This window comes from Muricomes intestini, assembly GCF_004346165.1.
In the GTDB taxonomy this organism is placed as follows: domain Bacteria; phylum Bacillota; class Clostridia; order Lachnospirales; family Lachnospiraceae; genus Muricomes; species Muricomes intestini.
Genome location: NZ_SLZZ01000001.1, coordinates 1 through 16,687 on the forward strand (window position 1 = coordinate 1; position 16,687 = coordinate 16,687).

The following is a 16,687-nucleotide window of genomic DNA, read 5'->3' on the forward strand; positions in this document are numbered from 1 at the left end:
CGGATTATTTTGGGCTGGATAAGGAAGAAAATCCGGCACTTGGATACAGAGCTATCCGCATCTGCCTGACAAGAACCAACATCTTTAAGACGCAGTTGCGTGCCCTTTACCGTGCAGCGGTGTTTGGAAATATTTCCATTATGTTTCCCATGATTATCTCCATGAAGGAGATTGAAAAGATTAAAGAGATTATTGCCGAAGTACAGGGGGAGCTGAAAGCGGAGGGAATTCCCTTCAGGGAAGATGTGGAGCTGGGTGTGATGATTGAGACACCGGCTTCTGTTATGATCAGCCGCGAGCTGGCCCGCGAGGTGGATTTCTTCAGTGTGGGGACAAACGATCTGACACAGTATACACTTGCCATAGACCGGCAGAACTCCAAGCTTGATGCCTTCTATGACCCGCACCATCCGGCGATACTTGCCATGATCAAGATGGCTGCGGAAAATGCACACGCGGAAGGCAAGTGGATCGGGATTTGCGGTGAGCTGGGAGCGGACCTGGAGCTGACAGAGGAGTTTCTCAAAATGGGACTGGATGAACTCTCTGTATCTCCGGCTATGGTTCTGCCTTTGAGAAAGAAAATCAGAGAATTGAGCTGATGGCTGAACTGTTACAATGTGAATAGAAAACATAAAACAGGCTATTGAAAAAGCAGAACATATGTGCTATCATGAAAATAGAACATATGTTCTGTTTTGCTGCTTTAAGTGAATGAAAAGTTTCAAAAATGAAGTTTGATAAGTTTGAAGAGGCGTATTGGGATGACTGAGATTATTCAAGAGCACATGTCAATATATGATAAACTGAATATACTAAGTGACGCTGCCAAGTATGATGTTGCCTGTACTTCGAGCGGTGTTGACCGGCAAAATGACGGAACCGGGATGGGAAACTGCCAGAAAGCGGGAATATGCCACAGCTTTTCAGCCGATGGAAGGTGTATTTCTTTGCTGAAAATTTTGTTTACGAATGAGTGTATTTATGATTGCAAATACTGCATTAATAGATCTTCCAATGATGTGGTGCGGACTTCCTTTACTCCAGATGAGATATGTACGTTAACTATGGAATTTTACAGAAGGAATTATATAGAGGGGCTGTTTTTAAGTTCGGGAATTCTAAAAAGTCCAAACTATACGATGGAGCTGATTTATGCGGCTCTATATAAGCTGCGCCATGAATGTAACTTTCAGGGTTACATCCATGTGAAGGCTATTCCCGGAGCCTCACAGGAGCTGGTTCAGAGAGTTGGTTTTCTGGCGGATAGAATGAGTGTGAATCTGGAACTTCCTACGGCGGAGGGGCTTAAGAAGCTGGCCCCCCACAAGAGCCGAAAGAATATTCTGACACCGATGAGACTGGTTCAGCAGAAGATGCAGGATAATAGACAGGAAATTGTTCTGTATAAGAATGCACCGCGGTTTGTTCCGGCAGGACAGAGTACCCAGATGATTATAGGCGCTACTCCGGAGACGGACTATCAGATTTTGAGTGTTGCGGAGTCACTGTATAAAAGATTTGAGCTGAAAAGAGTATTTTATTCGGCCTTCGTTGCGGTAAATAAGGATTCTGCTCTTCCCGCGAGAACTGATGAGGGGCCGCCCCTGCTGCGTGAACACAGGCTGTACCAGGCTGACTGGCTGCTGAGATATTACCGGTTTGAGGCTGATGAGCTTTTGAATGAAAAGAATCCTAATTTTAATGTTTTTTTGGATCCAAAGTGTGACTGGGCACTGAAGCATCTGGAATATTTTCCGGTGGAGGTGAACCGGGCAGATTATAATACACTTCTCCGTGTTCCTGGAATAGGCTGTAAATCTGCAGCCCGGATTGTAAAAGCGAGAAGGATGGGAATCCTGCAGTTTGAAGATTTGAAAAGGATGGGAGTTGTACTAAAGAGAGCTCTCTATTTCCTGACATGCAGCGGCAGGATGATGTATCGGACAAAAATGGAGGAAGATTATATCATGAGAAATCTGCTGAACACGGGAGAAAAGCTTCCGGATTCGGTATCGGGAATGACGTTTCGGCAGTTATCACTGTTTGATGATATGAATTTCAGGGAAGCACAGGTCCCGGAGATTCTGGGATAAAGGAAGGATGAAGATGAAACAGGTCTATATATGTCAGGATACAATTATAGGGGTTTTTTCTGCTATACACGATGCATGGATGGAGAACAGGGACGATGATTCGGGTATTGCTCTGCGCGGCCAGATGATGCCCAAGATGTTCTGTGAATATACTGAAGTGGAAGAGAATGAACAGAAGTCCATTGCAGTGGAACGGTTGATAAAGAAGAATCTGGGGTATAATGCATATTGGGACATTTATCATGCGCTTTTGTCGGATGATTGTGAGAAGGCGGATGCAGTATATCATACGATGTTGGATGCAAGGCAGATAAAGGACAGCAAAAGGATTATGGAGCATTTGAGCAATCCACATGTGGCAAGGGTATTTGAGCTTAGCAGGAAGGTAGGAAATGAGGCTCATATTTTTACAGAATTTATCAGGTTTAGGGAACTTGAGAACGGAGTACTCTTTTCTGAGATTGCACCAAAGAGTCAGGTGCTGACCTGTATTGCGGATCATTTCACGAATAGATTCCCTCTGGAAAACTGGATAGTCTATGATCAGACTCATGAAATATTTCTTGCACATCAGGCCAGGAGAAAATGGGTGCTGGTTCAGGGAGAGGCATTGAATACTGAAGCAGCCGGAAAGATTTCAGAAAAAGAAGGAAAATTTGAAAATCTCTGGAAAATGTTCTGCAGGTCAATTTCTATTGATGAGCGTGGAAACCCAAACCTGCAAAGGGGGCATCTTCCCATTTGTTACCGGAAAAATATGACGGAGTTTAATTAAAACAGAAAATCACTGCATTCACGCAAAAAGTATTGTATAATAGGATAAACCAGATTAACATATACTTATCATCAGGAAGAGTAAAGAAGCCGGATGAAATGAATCTTGAAAGAAGGGAGTAGTATGGAGAGAGAAGTTTTTATATGGCTCGGACTGCTTATTGTTTTTTTGGTTGTTGAGATTATTACCGTTGGGCTGACATCAATCTGGCTGGCAGGAGGATCTCTGGCAGCATTACTTTTCAATATTGCCGGTTTGAGTCTGGTATGGCAGGTGATTGCATTTTTTGTTGTCTCCTTTTTACTTTTGTTTTTTACCCGCCCTTTTGCGGTAAAATACATAAACAGTCATCACGAGAAAACCAATTATGAAGGAGTAATTGGCAAGATAGTGAGGGTCACTAAGACAGTAGACAATCTAGCCCAGACAGGAACCGCAGTTGTAGGCGGTGAGGAATGGACAGCAAGATCCGAGACGGATGGGGATGTACTGGAGCCGGGGACACTGGCAAAGGTGGTCAGAATATCCGGTGTGAAACTGATTTTAAAGAGATATGAGGAGGAATAAGTATGGGTGCTTTTATTTTAATAGTGATATTGGTTATTATACTGCTTGTCCTTATGACAAGCATCAGAATTGTGCCTCAGGCACATGCTTATGTACTGGAGCGTCTGGGAGGTTACAGGGCTACATGGAGTGTCGGACTTCACTTTAAGGTGCCGATCATTGAAAAAGTGGCCAGAAAAGTTTCATTGAAAGAACAGGTGGTGGATTTTGAGCCACAGGCGGTTATTACAAAGGATAACGTAACCATGCAGATTGATACGATTGTATTCTTTGAGATTACAGATCCAAAGCTGTATGCATACGGTGTGGAAAATCCAATTGCCGCCATTGAGAACTTGACAGCCACCACGCTGCGTAATATTATCGGTGACCTGGAGCTGGATGAGACACTGACCTCGAGAGAAGCAATCAATTCTCAGATGCGTACATCTCTTGACATTGCCACTGATCCGTGGGGAATTAAGGTAAAACGTGTGGAGCTAAAGAATATCATGCCGCCCAAGGCTATCCAGGATGCGATGGAGAAGCAGATGAAGGCAGAGCGTGAGCGAAGAGAAGCGATCCTGAGAGCAGAGGGCGAGAAGAAATCCACGATTCTTGTGGCAGAAGGTCAGAAGGAATCTGTCATTCTGGAAGCGGAGGCTGCAAAGCAGGCTGCTATTTTGAAGGCAGAAGCCGAGAAGCAAAAGAGAATCCGTGAAGCAGAAGGCCAGGCAGAGGCTATTCGAAGTGTACAGAAAGCAACTGCGGATGGTATTGAATTTATTAAATCGGCGGGGGCTGACGATGCAGTGCTGACTCTCAAGAGCTTGGAGGCATTTGCCAAGGCTGCGGATGGCAAAGCAACGAAAATTATTATTCCGTCCGAACTGCAGGGAATCGCAGGTTTGACCAAAACGATTTCAGAGGTTGCACAGTATGAAAAGCCGGAGGCATAAGGCACGGGGCTTCTAATTAGGGGTTAAACATGGCAAGAATTTTTGTGCTTGAGGATGATAAAGCAAGCAAAGACGCTTTAAAAGAGATGCTATATAGTATATCGGCTGATATAACGGTGGATACGGCAGGAAGCCTGGCAAAAGCCAGGCAGCTGCTGGATAGCACCGTTTCTTTTGATTTATTTTTATTGGATGTAAATCTGGACAAAGACAACGGTGATGATTCAGGCGGAATTACATTTGCCAAAGAAGTGCGTAGTTTGACAAAGTATGAGTTTACGCCTATTGTTATGATTACATCCATTACCGGGCTGGAGATGGAGGCATATAGAAAAATATACTGCTATCAGTATATACTTAAGCCTTATAATGAGGCAGAGGTAGTTGAACTGGTGAGAAAAGTCCTGTCACATATTCCGAAAGTAGAAAAGCCGTTTATCATTGTAAAAAAGAATGGTGTTAATTACAAAATTTTCTGCAAGGAGATTGTTTTTTGCAAGGCGATTCCACGGGGGGTTTGTCTGTATCTTAAAGACGAGCAGATGGAAATTCCATATCTTTCTATTCGTCAGCTTCTGGATAAGCTGACGGGGCAGGGCTTTTTTCAGTGCCACAGAATGTTCGTTGTGAATATGGCATATGTGAGGTACTATGACCTGGTGAATCAGATGATTCAGCTGGAGGGTTATTCGGATTGTATCGATATCGGAGTAACATACAAGGCAGGGGTGAGGAGGATGTTTAAGTGAGTAAATCGTGGCTAAGAATTCTTTACAGAGCATTTTGTTTTATTTCTCTTATTATTGCCGTGTATCTTGTGGTCGATTTGAAAGTAAGTCATACTCTGGACCTGAAGATGATTGCCGTTTTCCTTTTACTTCTTAGTGTTATTCTCTGGGGAATCATAGAATGGAAACTGAATGATGATATTATCAGAGAACAGGAAAAAGAGTTGAAGATGTATGAACTTTATATTCAGCCTATGGAAGAGCTGGTAAAGGAAATAAGATCCAGACAGCATGTGTTTGACAATCATCTTAATGCTATTGTGAATATGCATTTTACAGTTGGTACCTATGAGGAACTGGTAGAGCGTCAATCAGAGTATATTAAAGAAATCAGTGCGGAAGGGGGAAAACAATATCTCCCTCTTCTGCGTATCAGCGATAAGATTCTTGCAGGCTTTTTGTATAGTAAAATTGTAAGTTGGGGGGAAAGTGTTGAAACAGAGATAGAAGTATTGAGTAAGGAGATTATTTCTAGAGTATCGGAGCATAGTCTGATAGAGGTTGTGGGTGTGTTGGTTGACAATGCTTATGAGGCATGTTCCGTGGAAGGAGGAAAAGTCCGGATGATTCTGGACTCCCGCCAGGATCGTTTGATTTTTCAGATACTGAATCAACATGACAAGGTTTCTCTGGAAGGAATCGGACATTTCTTCGAAAATGGATACTCTACCAAAAATGGAGAGAAGGGCAGCAGGGGGTTGGGCCTCTACCGCGCAAAGGCTATTGTACAGGAAGCAGGCGGGGAGATTACCGTTGAACAAAATGAGCTGGATGGGGGAAATTTTATTCAGTTTACTGTTGTCATTTAACAAATGTACAAGAATAAATGAGTGGAAGATATGAGTGAAAGTGAAGTAATAAGAATATCTGTTCGTAATCTGGTAGAATTTATTCTGCGGGAGGGGGACATAGACAATAGAATACGTGGCAGCATGGATAAGGACATTATGCAGCAGGGGAGCAGAATCCACCGCAAGATACAGCGGCAGATGGGCTCTAATTATCGTGCCGAGATCCCCCTGAAAATCCAGGTTCCCTGCGAGGGATTTCTACTTCAGGTAGAAGGCAGGGCAGATGGAATTATGGAAGAACAGGGCCGGATTATAATAGATGAGATTAAAGGGGTGCTGAGGGAATTGACTCATATTGAAGAGCCCTTAAATGTGCACCTTGCGCAGGCGAAGTGCTATGCTTACATCTATGCCGGACAGGGGAATCTAAAAGAAATCGGAGTACAGATGACATATTGTCATTTAGAGACAGAAGAAGTAAAGCGGTTTTCCTACGTTTACCCCTTTCCGGAACTGGAAGACTGGTTTATCAATCTGGTAAGGCAATATGAAAAATGGGCCAGGTTTCAGACGGAATGGAGGGCAGTGCGGCAGGAGTCTATAAAACCTGTAGAATTTCCTTTTGACTACAGAGAAGGCCAGCACGACATTGCGGCTTCCGTTTACAGGACAATACACAGAAAGAAAAAGTTGTTTATACAGGCCCCCACAGGAGTGGGAAAGACCATGGCGACTGTATTTCCTGCGGTGAAAGCGGTGGGTGAAGGCTTGGGCGAAAAGGTTTTTTATCTTACTGCGAAAACCATTACCAGAACGGTAGCGGAACAGGCATTTTCCACATTAAAAGAGCAGGGGTTAAAGTTTAAGGTCATTACCCTTACCGCAAAGGAAAAGATCTGCTTTTGTGAGGAGACGGTCTGCAATCCTGATCATTGTCCTTATGCAAAGGGGCATTATGACAGAGTAAATGATGCAGTATTCAATATGCTCACTCATTCCGATGATATGAGCAGGGAGTCTCTGGAAGCCCAGGCAAAGAAATATAATGTCTGCCCTTTTGAGATGTCATTGGATGTATCAACCTGGGCAGATGCTGTTATTTGCGACTATAATTATGTATTTGATCCCAATGCGCATTTGAAACGCTTTTTTTCTGAAGGGAGCAAGGGAGAATACCTTTTTCTGATTGATGAGGCACACAATCTTGTAGAGCGGGGCCGTGAGATGTACAGTGCGGTTTTGTATAAAGAAGATGTGCTCGAAATGAAGCGTTTGGTGAAACCGGATGCCCCCGGATTGGCAAAAAGACTGGATGAATGTAACAGGCAGCTTCTGGCTCTGAAAAGAGAATGTGAAAATTATCAGGTGTTGGACAACGTTTCCTATATTGCTGTGAAGCTGATGAATATCATGTCCGGAATAGAAGAGTACCTGGAAAAAGTTCAGGAAGAGGAAAAAAGGGAGCAGATATTAAATTTCTATTTTCAACTTCGAAATTTTTTGAGTATCCACGATATTTTGGACGAAAATTATGTGATATATACAGAATTCGAACGTGACGGGCGATTTAAATTAAAATTATTCTGCGTGAATCCGGCTGTCAACCTCAGAACTTACATGGACCAGGGGAACAGTACAGTATTTTTTTCAGCCACACTGCTTCCCATGCATTATTATAAACAACTTTTAAGTGAAGCAAAAGACTATGCTATTTATGCCCCCTCCTCTTTTCCAAGGGAAAATTGCCTGATTTTATTGGGAACAGACGTAAGCTCCAAATATACCATGCGAGGAGATACCATGTACCAAAAATTCTCTAGCTATATTTTGAACATGGTTGAAGCAAAGAGGGGAAATTATATGGTTTTCTTCCCTTCATATCAGTTCATGAAAGATGTCTATGAAGATTTTCAGAAAGAAATTGAGGCGAGGGAGGATATAGACTGCATTATTCAGTTTCAGTATATGGGAGAAGAGTCCCGGGAAATATTTCTGGAAAGTTTTGAGGAAGATAGAGGATGCAGCCTTGTGGGATTCTGTGTGATGGGAGGCATTTTTTCAGAGGGGATAGATCTTACAAAAGACAGACTGATAGGGGCGGCCGTTGTAGGGACAGGTTTACCCCAGGTATGCAATGACAGAGAAATACTAAAGCAGTATTTTGATAAAAGGGGCATGAGCGGATTTGATTATGCCTACCTGTATCCTGGAATGAATAAGGTGCTGCAGTCTGCGGGGAGAGTGATACGCACAGAAGAGGATAAAGGAATCATAGCCTTGCTGGATGAACGCTTTATACAAAGAAAGTATAGGGAGATTTTTCCGAGAGAGTGGGAAAGATACCGGACATGCAGGCTGGAAAACTTTAGGGAAAATATAGAAAAATTTTGGGAGGAGAAAAAGTGATTTGCCCCTCCCTTGATACCTAAAGATTGCTACGCACTTTGTGCTCTTTGCAATCATAGTATTATTCGATGGTTATATATTTAGCCTGATCCTCTATTTCTTTAGGAGCATCCTTCGGAATAGACAAGTGCAAAACCCCGTCTTTGAAAGAAGCTTTGATGTCTTCTTGTGTCAGATGATCACCGATATAGAAGCTGCGGTGGCAGGAGCCTGTGTAGCGTTCTTTGCGGATGCAGTTGCCTTTTTTATCCTTTTCTTCCTGATTTTCTTCATGAGAAGCTGTGATGGTGAGATATCCATCTTTTAAATCTGCTTTGATATCTTCTTTATTATATCCCGGCAGTTCAACCTCTACAAGATAGTTGCTGTCATTCTCATGTACATCAGTTCTCATTACTTGTGTTGTAGAGTGATCAAAAGGACTTTCGAAAAACGGATCTTTAAAAAAATCATTGAAAAAATTTCTATTTGTTAATAACATAAACCATACCTCCTAAACTAAATTCTTTAACTTTGTTCTAAATGTAATATAGCACACACTGTTAGCACTGTCAATAGGTGAGTGCTAATGATGTGTGAAAAATGTGTGAAGCACTATAAAGATAGGCTCCACAATTATTGTCCCTCTATATCATATTATTATTCTGAATAGTTACGATAATTTTAATAATGAATTTTCAAAATTTTTCCCGATATTCTTTGGGGGTACAGCCCAGGGATTCCCGGAATACCTTCCCAAAATAGCTGTTAGAACTGAATCCGCATTTCTCACCAATATCCATAATACTGTCATTTGTCTGGAGCAGCATTTTTGCTGCTGCACGTATTCTGTAATCATTTAGATAACTTACAGGTGCTATGCCTATACTATTTAGAAATAATTCAAGAACTCCTGAGTTGCTCTGGATAGGGGGATTTGTTCGTTGTAAGCGATGACAAGTTCTCTCTCAGGCAGTTCTTCTTCTGTTTCTACAATGAACAAATTATTAAGGTTATCATTGATACAGTAGTCCGGGATAAATGCAATTCCCAGACCTATACGGGCCAAGTCCATCAAAAGATCATTGCTGGTCAGCTCTATTTCAGGAATGAGGTCCAGCTGGTGCTGCTGGAACAGCCGGTGGAGGAACTCGTTTGTCGTACTTTGCTTGTCCAGCATCAGGATAGGATACTGCGCAAGCTGTCCGTAGCTGAGTTTCTTATCTTTCAAATCGCTGAAGGACTGATTGGCTATGAAAACATCCTGGAATGTCTTGATTTTCTTTATAGAAGAAACATTGCTCAGATAGCTGTTGGGATAGTTTACTACAATCAGGTCTACCTGCCCAAGTTCCAGAAGCTCCACGCATTTTATGGAGGTCTGGTTGATAACTTTTATATGTGCATTTGGGAATGCCTTATGAAACTTCTCAAGATAGGGAACCAGAAAGTAGCGGCAGATAGTGTCACTGGCTCCAATGCGAATTTGCCCTCCTGTGGAAAGCGCATCCAAAAGCTGTGCTTCTCCCCGCTGTATCAGATGCATGGCCGGCTCAATATGGCGCATCAGAATTTCCCCTTCGGGAGTCAGCTGAACTCGTTTTGTACTGCGGATAAACAGTGTCTGGTCAAGCTTATTTTCCAGAGTCTTTATGGATTGGCTTACTGCTGACTGGGAAATGAAAAGCTGTTTGGATGCCTCAGAAAAGCTTAAGGCAGCTGCCACATGATAAAATACTTTGTACAGTTCATAATTAATATCCACTATTAGGCCTCCTAATAAATACTATCTGTATTATAAGATAGATTGAGATGAATTACAACCCCTATTATGATAAGATGATAGCACGAAGTGCGGAGCAATCCGCAGGTATCATGTGAAAAAACGGACAGGAGATATGAGGATGAAAAAGGCAGGACACTGGATATTGGGAGTTATTTTATCGTTTGCTGTAATTGTGATTCTTTTGATTTCAAGCTTTGAAGCAGCAATGTATATAGATTTCAGCTTTTATGAAAAAGAATATAAAAAATATAATGTACTTCCTGAGCTGGATATGAAAATGGAAGATGTAATGTATGTTACCCATGAAATGATGGATTACCTGAGAGGGGACAGAAAGGATCTTGAGGTGATTACAACGGTTGAAGGAAGGAAGCAGGACTTTTTTAATGAGCAGGACAAGCTTCATATGAAAGATGTGCAGGGCCTGTTTATAGGAGGTCTCCATTTGAGATTAGGGGGTGTTGTTGTCTTGATCTTTTGTCTGCTTCTTCTGATGTTCACCAGAGGGGACTGGAAATATATTATTCCCCGGGCATTCCAGATTACATTGGGTGTAACGGGGGCGGCTGTGGCAGTACTGGGATTTCTGCTTTCCAGAGATTTTACAGCGGCCTTTATAAGATTTCATGAGATTTTCTTTACAAATGACCTGTGGCTGTTCGATCCGGCCGAGGACTATATGATTCGGATGCTGCCGGAAGGACTTTTTTCTGATTTTGCTGTGAGAATAGGTATTATACTTTCAGTTGGTTTGGTTATCCTGCTAATTTGCAGTATTATATGGAAAAGGAAGACAAGAATTAGAAGAACTAATTAATTAGTTTAATATTATTAATTATTCTTATCAAGCGCGCCGTGGTAGAATAAATGCACAGGGTACTAAAGACAGCGAAAACGCAAAGGAGACTGTTGGTTTATGAGTAGAGTAAGGCGCATATATGTAGAAAAAAGGGATGAATTTAATATTGCGGCAAAGGAATTAGGACATGAAATTAGGCACTATCTCGGAATAGAGACTGTGACTGGTATTCGTGTCCTTATTCGTTATGATGTGGAGAATGTTTCTGATGAGACCTTTGAAAAGGCATGCAGGGGGGTCTTTGCAGAACCACCTGTCGATATGCTGTATCATGAACGTTTCCCTATGCAGGAAGGATGTCGTGTTTTTTCTGTGGAATATCTGCCCGGACAATTTGATCAGAGGGCAGATTCTGCAGAGCAGTGCATACAGCTTATCAGAGAAGAGGAAAGCCCTATGATCCGGAGCGCTGTAACCTATGTCGTTGAGGGTAATGTGACAAAAAAGGAGCTGGAAGCAATAAAGAACCACTGTATTAATCCTGTGGATTCCAGGGGAGCCGGCCAAAAGAAACCAGAAACACTGGCGGTACCCTTTGAAGAACCGGAGGATGTCCGGATTCTTGAGGGATTTGGCCTTATGTCCCGGGATAAGCTGAAGGCTTTGTACGATTCCCTGGGCCTGGCTATGACTTTCAGGGATTTTCTGCATATACAGGCATATTTCAGGGATGAGGAAAAAAGAAACCCTACAATAACTGAAGTCCGGGTGCTGGATACTTACTGGTCGGATCATTGCCGCCATACCACATTTTCTACGGAATTGAAAAATATTTCTTTTCATGAGGGTGACTATAAAGAGCCCATGGCTCAAACTTACCGCCAGTATTTAAAGGATCACGGTGAGATGTTTGAGGGCAGGGAGGATAAATTTATTTGTTTGATGGATCTGGCATTGATGGCAATGCGGAAACTGAAGAAAGAGGGAAAACTGGCGGATCAGGAGGAATCTGATGAGATCAATGCATGCAGCATTGTAGTTCCCATAAAGGTGGATGGTGCAGAGGAAGAGTGGCTGATTAATTTTAAAAATGAGACTCACAACCATCCAACGGAAATTGAACCTTTTGGAGGTGCCGCCACTTGCCTTGGCGGCGCGATCCGGGATCCTCTTTCCGGACGTACATATGTGTATCAGGCTATGCGGGTCACCGGGGCAGCCGACCCAACGGTACCTGTACAGAATACACTGAAGGGAAAATTGCCTCAAAAGAAGTTGGTGCGCCTGGCAGCCCGCGGCTATAGTTCTTATGGGAATCAAATAGGTCTTGCCACCGGTGCTGTGCAGGAGATATATCATCCTGACTATGTGGCAAAACGCATGGAGATTGGTGCGGTGCTGGGGGCAGCACCGAAAAGAGCAGTGATCCGGGAAACTTCAGATCCCGGGGACAAAATTATTTTGCTGGGAGGACGTACCGGCCGGGACGGCTGCGGTGGGGCAACAGGCTCCTCAAAAGTTCATACAGAGGAATCCATTGCAGTCTGTGGTGCAGAAGTACAGAAAGGAAATCCGCCCACAGAACGTAAGCTTCAGCGTCTGTTTAGAAGGGAAGAAGTCAGCAGATTAATTAAGAAATGCAATGATTTTGGTGCAGGGGGCGTCTCTGTGGCCATAGGTGAATTGGCAGATGGACTTTGCATAGATTTGGACAAGGTGCCAAAAAAATATGCCGGGCTTGACGGAACTGAAATTGCAATTTCCGAATCTCAGGAGAGAATGGCTGTTGTTGTAGCCCCCCGGGATGTGGCACAATTCCTGGATTTTGCAAAAGAAGAAAATCTGGAGGCTGTGGAGACTGCGGTGGTCACAGAGTCTCCAAGGCTGGTGATGATATGGAGGGGGAAAGAAATTGTGAATATCTCCCGTACATTTCTGGACACCAATGGGGCACACCAGGAGACGGACGTAGAGGTGGAAATACCGGATAGCAAGTCAAGCCTTTTTACAAAAGAAGAAATAGAAAATGTAAGACAAAAGTGGCTTAGTGTGCTGGGAGATTTGAATGTGTGCTCTCAGAAGGGGCTGACAGAAATGTTTGACAGCTCCATCGGGGCAGGCTCTGTACTCATGCCCTACGGAGGAAAATACCAGCTGACTAAAGCCCAGGCAATGGTGGCAAAGGTGCCTGTTTTAAAAGGGGAAACAGACAGTGTTTCCATAATGAGTTTTGGATTCGACCCTTATCTTTCCAGCTGGAGTCCATATCATGGGGCAATTTATGCCATCACAGAATCTGTGGCAAAGATTGTGGCGTCGGGGGGCGATTACAGGAAAATACATTTTACCTTTCAGGAGTATTTCCGCAGGATGACAGCGGATCCGAAGAGATGGAGCCAGCCTTTTGCGGCACTGCTCGGAGCGTATGATGCTCAACTTGGATTCGGACTTGCCGCCATTGGAGGAAAGGACAGTATGTCGGGGACATTTCAGGACAGGGATGTTCCGCCCACACTGGTTTCCTTTGCTGTTGCCATGGCAACCGACAAGAAAATCATAACTCCGGAATTAAAAAAAGCAGGAAATAAACTTATATGGATGAAAACCCAAAAAAATGAATATGATGTTCCTGTATATAGTCAACTGAAGGAGCAGTACGGTAGGTTTTCTGAAGATATTCATAATGGCATGATTGTATCAGCCTATGCACTTGATAGGCACGGTGTCATTGCGGCTGTGAGCAAGATGGCATTTGGCAATGGCTTTGGCCTGAAAATAGAGCATAGCATAGAGGCGGAAGAATTGTTTGCCCCGGCATTCGGAGACCTTGTGGCTGAAGTTCCGGCAGATAAAGTCGGCGAACTTGCAAGCACTTGTACTGTAATTGGTGAAGTAACAGCAGACGGGACCTTTCATTATGGAGACACGGCAATTGGCCTGGAGGAAGCGAAAGGGGCCTGGATGCATACACTGGAGAACATATTTGCCACGAAATCTCCGTCAGATAACAGTGAAGTAATAAAAGAAAAACTTTACCACACAGAGAACATACACATTTGCAGTCATCAGATAGGACAGCCCTCCGTATTCATACCAGTATTTCCGGGAACAAACTGTGAATATGACAGCCAAAGGGCATTTGAGCGGGCAGGTGCTTTAGTGACAACAAAAGTATTTAGAAATATGGATGCAGCGGATATCCGTGAATCTGTGGAAGCATTTGAACGTGAAATTTCAAAAGCTCAGATTATTATGTTTCCGGGAGGATTTAGTGCGGGAGATGAACCTGACGGCTCCGCAAAGTTCTTTGCAACGGCTTTTCAAAACGCAAAGATAAAGGAAGCGGTGGAAAAATTGATTCATGAACGCGACGGACTTGTTTTGGGAATCTGCAATGGATTTCAGGCTCTCATTAAACTTGGGCTTGTTCCTTATGGCTTCATTGTGGAGCAGACAGAAGAATCTCCCACCCTGACATACAATACGCTCGGACGGCATATTTCCAAAATGGTTTACACAAAAGTGATTTCAGACAAATCACCATGGCTTTGGGGAGCGGAGGTTGGAAAAGTGTATACTAGCCCGGCATCCCACGGGGAAGGGCGGTTTGTCGCCAGCGAAAAGTGCATGGATAAGTTGTTTTCAAATGGCCAGGCAGCAACTCAATACTGTGATATAGACGGTGTTGTCAGCATGAATGAAGAATGGAACGTAAATGGTTCTTACCGGGCAATTGAAGGTATCACCAGTCCTGACGGACGTGTGCTGGGAAAGATGGTCCATGCAGAGAGGCGGGGAAATGCAGTGGCAATCAACATCTATGGAGAACAGGATATGAAAATCTTTGAATCAGGAGTGAAATATTTTTCGGGAAGGTAAGACAAAAAAGAGAATAAAATTTGCATTAAAAATCTTGAATTTTGCCGGAACTATTGATATAATGAGACGAAGTAATAAAAAACTGTATCAAACACGAAGAAACAAGAAATTATTTCAGAGTTCTATGGGAGGAGAAAGATTATGAAGAATTACAAGAGTATTATTGCAGTTCTGCTTGCTGGTACGATGTTATTTTCCTTGGCCGGATGTTCTGGCGGCAAGAAAGACAAAGATTCGTCTTCCAAAGGTAATCAGAAGACAGAGGAAACTGGCAAAGTAGACAAGGACGGATACATATTGAAAGGCACTGATACGGAATCCAAATCCGAGGATAATGACCTGGTAATCGCAATTGAAGGAAGCGTAAGTTCCATGGACCCGGCAAACATTCCGGATACCAATGCAATTTCTGCAACACGAGGTGTCTATGAGAACCTAGTTCAGTTTAATGAGAAAAATGAACTTGTCGGCCAGCTGGCAAAGGACTGGGAGATTTCTGATGATTCCCTCACTTACACATTCCATTTGAACGAAGGAATTAAATTCCATGACGGAACAGATTTCAATGCTGCAGCTGTAAAAGCAAATTACGACAGAGTTGTAAATAAGGATAATAATTTACGGCAGAGAAGAACCTTTATCGTTACAAATGACGATGGCTCAGAGGAGCCCCGTGTGGCAAGTGTTGAAACACCGGATGACTACACAGTTGTCTTCAAGCTGACAAAAGCATGGTCCCCATTTATCAATCGTTTGTCACAGTTTTGTATCATCAGCCCAAAAGCTCTTGAGGAGTACGGCAATGATATTATGAATCATCCCGTCGGCACAGGCCCTTATACTTTTGTAGAGTGGGAAGAGGGAGATCATACAACAATGAAGAAAAACGATGACTATTGGGGTGAGAAGCCGGAAGTAGACACCGTTACAATTAAAGAAGTTCCTGAAGCCGGAACACGTACTGCAATGCTCCAGACAGGGGAGGCTGACTTTGTGTATCCTATGCCTGTAGATCAGATTGAGGCAGTGCAGGATACAAAGAATCTGAATGTATTGGCTGCTGACTCTAACATTATGAGATATGTTACCTTGAACATGAACCTTCCTGAACTGAAAGATGAGAAAGTACGCCAGGCTATGAACTATGCAATCGATAAGAATGCGTATGTTCAGCTTATGTATTCCGGTTACGGAAAGCCCGCCACTTCAGTGGTACCGCAGATTATCACCGGTTATGAAGAACAGCCGGCATATGATTTTGATCTGGATAAGGCAAAAGACCTGTTGAAAGAAGCCGGATATGAGGATGGATTTAAGCTGACACTTTGGGGGGACAACAGCACACAGGAAATCAAAGGTATGACTTTTGTCAAACAGCAGCTTGAGCAGATTGGCATTGAAGTGGATGTAGAGCCTATGGAGCCGGCAACAATCAGTGACAAAATTTATGTAGACGCAGATGAAGCCGAGGTAAATATGTGGTATGTAAACTGGTCGGCATCTGATTTCACAATGGATGGTTCACTGCGCTCACTGCTCTATAGCAGCATGTGCCCGCCGGTAAGTGCAAATACGGCATATTACAGTGATAAAGATTTTGACAAAGATCTGGATGATGGACTTACCAATGCAGATTCGGATGCACAGGCAAAGGTATATGCAGATGCACAGAAACGTGCATGGGAGGCATGCCCATGGCTGTTCCTTGGCAATGACCGGGTGATTTATTCAGAGAAGACATACCTGTCAGGCGTTTATGTGTCTCCGGACGGAGCATTTAATTATGCCCACGCATCCCTGGCACAATAGTCGGATATAGGATCTAAACAGGTATAGAACTTAGACGGATATAGAACTGCCATTTTCTGTAATGGCAGTTCTTT

General features: G+C 43.2%; 14 protein-coding genes. 11 read left to right on the forward strand and 3 right to left on the reverse strand.

Going from position 1 to position 16,687, the window contains the following annotated elements; genetic code table 11:
• The 8 genes from EDD59_RS00005 to EDD59_RS00040 form a co-directional block, all read left to right on the forward strand.
• A partial coding sequence (locus tag EDD59_RS00005) for a putative PEP-binding protein (protein ID WP_132377728.1) occupies nt 1-602 on the forward strand: 602 nt, incomplete at its 5' end.
• A 162-nt stretch (nt 603-764) separates the two neighbouring features.
• Nucleotides 765-2,096 (forward strand): putative DNA modification/repair radical SAM protein, encoded by a 1,332-nt coding sequence (locus EDD59_RS00010; protein WP_132377730.1) that lies wholly within the window; start codon nt 765-767, stop codon nt 2,094-2,096.
• A gap of 13 nt (nt 2,097-2,109) precedes the next feature.
• Nucleotides 2,110-2,871 carry a TIGR03915 family putative DNA repair protein gene (locus EDD59_RS00015; RefSeq protein WP_132378213.1) on the forward strand — a complete coding sequence of 254 codons (762 nt, stop codon included), beginning with the start codon at nt 2,110-2,112 and terminating at the stop codon, nt 2,869-2,871.
• 123 nt (nt 2,872-2,994) lie between these two features.
• On the forward strand, nt 2,995-3,438 hold the full coding sequence (locus tag EDD59_RS00020) for an NfeD family protein (protein WP_132377732.1): 444 nt from the start codon (nt 2,995-2,997) through the stop codon (nt 3,436-3,438).
• Between the two features lie 2 nt (nt 3,439-3,440).
• Nucleotides 3,441-4,376, forward strand: coding sequence for an SPFH domain-containing protein (locus EDD59_RS00025; protein WP_132377734.1), 936 nt, complete (start codon nt 3,441-3,443; stop codon nt 4,374-4,376).
• 29 nt (nt 4,377-4,405) lie between these two features.
• The gene (locus tag EDD59_RS00030; RefSeq protein ID WP_132377736.1) at nt 4,406-5,125 is read left to right on the forward strand and encodes a LytR/AlgR family response regulator transcription factor; all 720 of its coding nucleotides are present in this window, start codon (nt 4,406-4,408) and stop codon (nt 5,123-5,125) included.
• Nucleotides 5,122-5,973, forward strand: a complete 852-nt coding sequence (locus tag EDD59_RS00035; RefSeq protein WP_132377738.1) for a sensor histidine kinase — start codon at nt 5,122-5,124, stop codon at nt 5,971-5,973. Before EDD59_RS00030 ends, EDD59_RS00035 begins: the two co-directional genes overlap by 4 nt.
• A 30-nt stretch (nt 5,974-6,003) precedes the next feature.
• Nucleotides 6,004-8,361 carry an ATP-dependent DNA helicase gene (locus tag EDD59_RS00040; protein ID WP_132377740.1) on the forward strand — a complete coding sequence of 786 codons (2,358 nt, stop codon included), beginning with the start codon at nt 6,004-6,006 and terminating at the stop codon, nt 8,359-8,361.
• Between the two features lie 61 nt (nt 8,362-8,422).
• Here EDD59_RS00040 and EDD59_RS00045 read toward each other — a convergent pair whose 3' ends face one another.
• From EDD59_RS00045 to EDD59_RS00055, 3 genes are all read right to left on the reverse strand, one after another.
• Complete coding sequence (locus EDD59_RS00045) at nt 8,423-8,842, reverse strand: Hsp20/alpha crystallin family protein (protein ID WP_132377742.1); 420 nt, start codon at nt 8,840-8,842, stop codon at nt 8,423-8,425.
• Between the two features lie 196 nt (nt 8,843-9,038).
• Nucleotides 9,039-9,269, reverse strand: coding sequence for a helix-turn-helix transcriptional regulator (locus EDD59_RS18365; protein WP_132377744.1), 231 nt, complete (start codon nt 9,267-9,269; stop codon nt 9,039-9,041).
• Nucleotides 9,233-10,108: a LysR family transcriptional regulator gene (locus tag EDD59_RS00055; RefSeq protein WP_132377746.1), complete on the reverse strand. Its 876-nt coding sequence runs from the start codon at nt 10,106-10,108 to the stop codon at nt 9,233-9,235. Before EDD59_RS00055 ends, EDD59_RS18365 begins: the two co-directional genes overlap by 37 nt.
• Nucleotides 10,109-10,244: 136 nt before the next feature.
• Between EDD59_RS00055 and EDD59_RS00060 the strand changes: the two genes are divergently transcribed.
• From EDD59_RS00060 to EDD59_RS00070, 3 genes are all read left to right on the forward strand, one after another.
• On the forward strand, nt 10,245-10,943 hold the full coding sequence (locus EDD59_RS00060; protein WP_132377748.1) for a TIGR01906 family membrane protein: 699 nt from the start codon (nt 10,245-10,247) through the stop codon (nt 10,941-10,943).
• Between the two features lie 99 nt (nt 10,944-11,042).
• Entirely contained in the window at nt 11,043-14,804 is a 3,762-nt protein-coding gene (locus tag EDD59_RS00065) for a phosphoribosylformylglycinamidine synthase (RefSeq protein ID WP_132377750.1), read from the forward strand.
• 141 nt (nt 14,805-14,945) lie between these two features.
• The gene (locus EDD59_RS00070) at nt 14,946-16,613 is read left to right on the forward strand and encodes an ABC transporter substrate-binding protein (RefSeq protein ID WP_132377752.1); all 1,668 of its coding nucleotides are present in this window, start codon (nt 14,946-14,948) and stop codon (nt 16,611-16,613) included.
• Nucleotides 16,614-16,687: the final 74 nt, after the last annotated feature.

Coding starts and splice junctions, on each gene's coding strand:
- EDD59_RS00010 (WP_132377730.1), top strand. CDS start 765: ATGACTGAGATTATTCAAGAGCACATGTCAATATATGATAAACTGAAT.
- EDD59_RS00015 (WP_132378213.1), top strand. CDS start 2,110: ATGAAACAGGTCTATATATGTCAGGATACAATTATAGGGGTTTTTTCT.
- EDD59_RS00020 (WP_132377732.1), top strand. CDS start 2,995: ATGGAGAGAGAAGTTTTTATATGGCTCGGACTGCTTATTGTTTTTTTG.
- EDD59_RS00025 (WP_132377734.1), top strand. CDS start 3,441: ATGGGTGCTTTTATTTTAATAGTGATATTGGTTATTATACTGCTTGTC.
- EDD59_RS00030 (WP_132377736.1), top strand. CDS start 4,406: ATGGCAAGAATTTTTGTGCTTGAGGATGATAAAGCAAGCAAAGACGCT.
- EDD59_RS00040 (WP_132377740.1), top strand. CDS start 6,004: ATGAGTGAAAGTGAAGTAATAAGAATATCTGTTCGTAATCTGGTAGAA.
- EDD59_RS00045 (WP_132377742.1), bottom strand. CDS start 8,842: ATGTTATTAACAAATAGAAATTTTTTCAATGATTTTTTTAAAGATCCG.
- EDD59_RS00060 (WP_132377748.1), top strand. CDS start 10,245: ATGAAAAAGGCAGGACACTGGATATTGGGAGTTATTTTATCGTTTGCT.
- EDD59_RS00065 (WP_132377750.1), top strand. CDS start 11,043: ATGAGTAGAGTAAGGCGCATATATGTAGAAAAAAGGGATGAATTTAAT.
- EDD59_RS00070 (WP_132377752.1), top strand. CDS start 14,946: ATGAAGAATTACAAGAGTATTATTGCAGTTCTGCTTGCTGGTACGATG.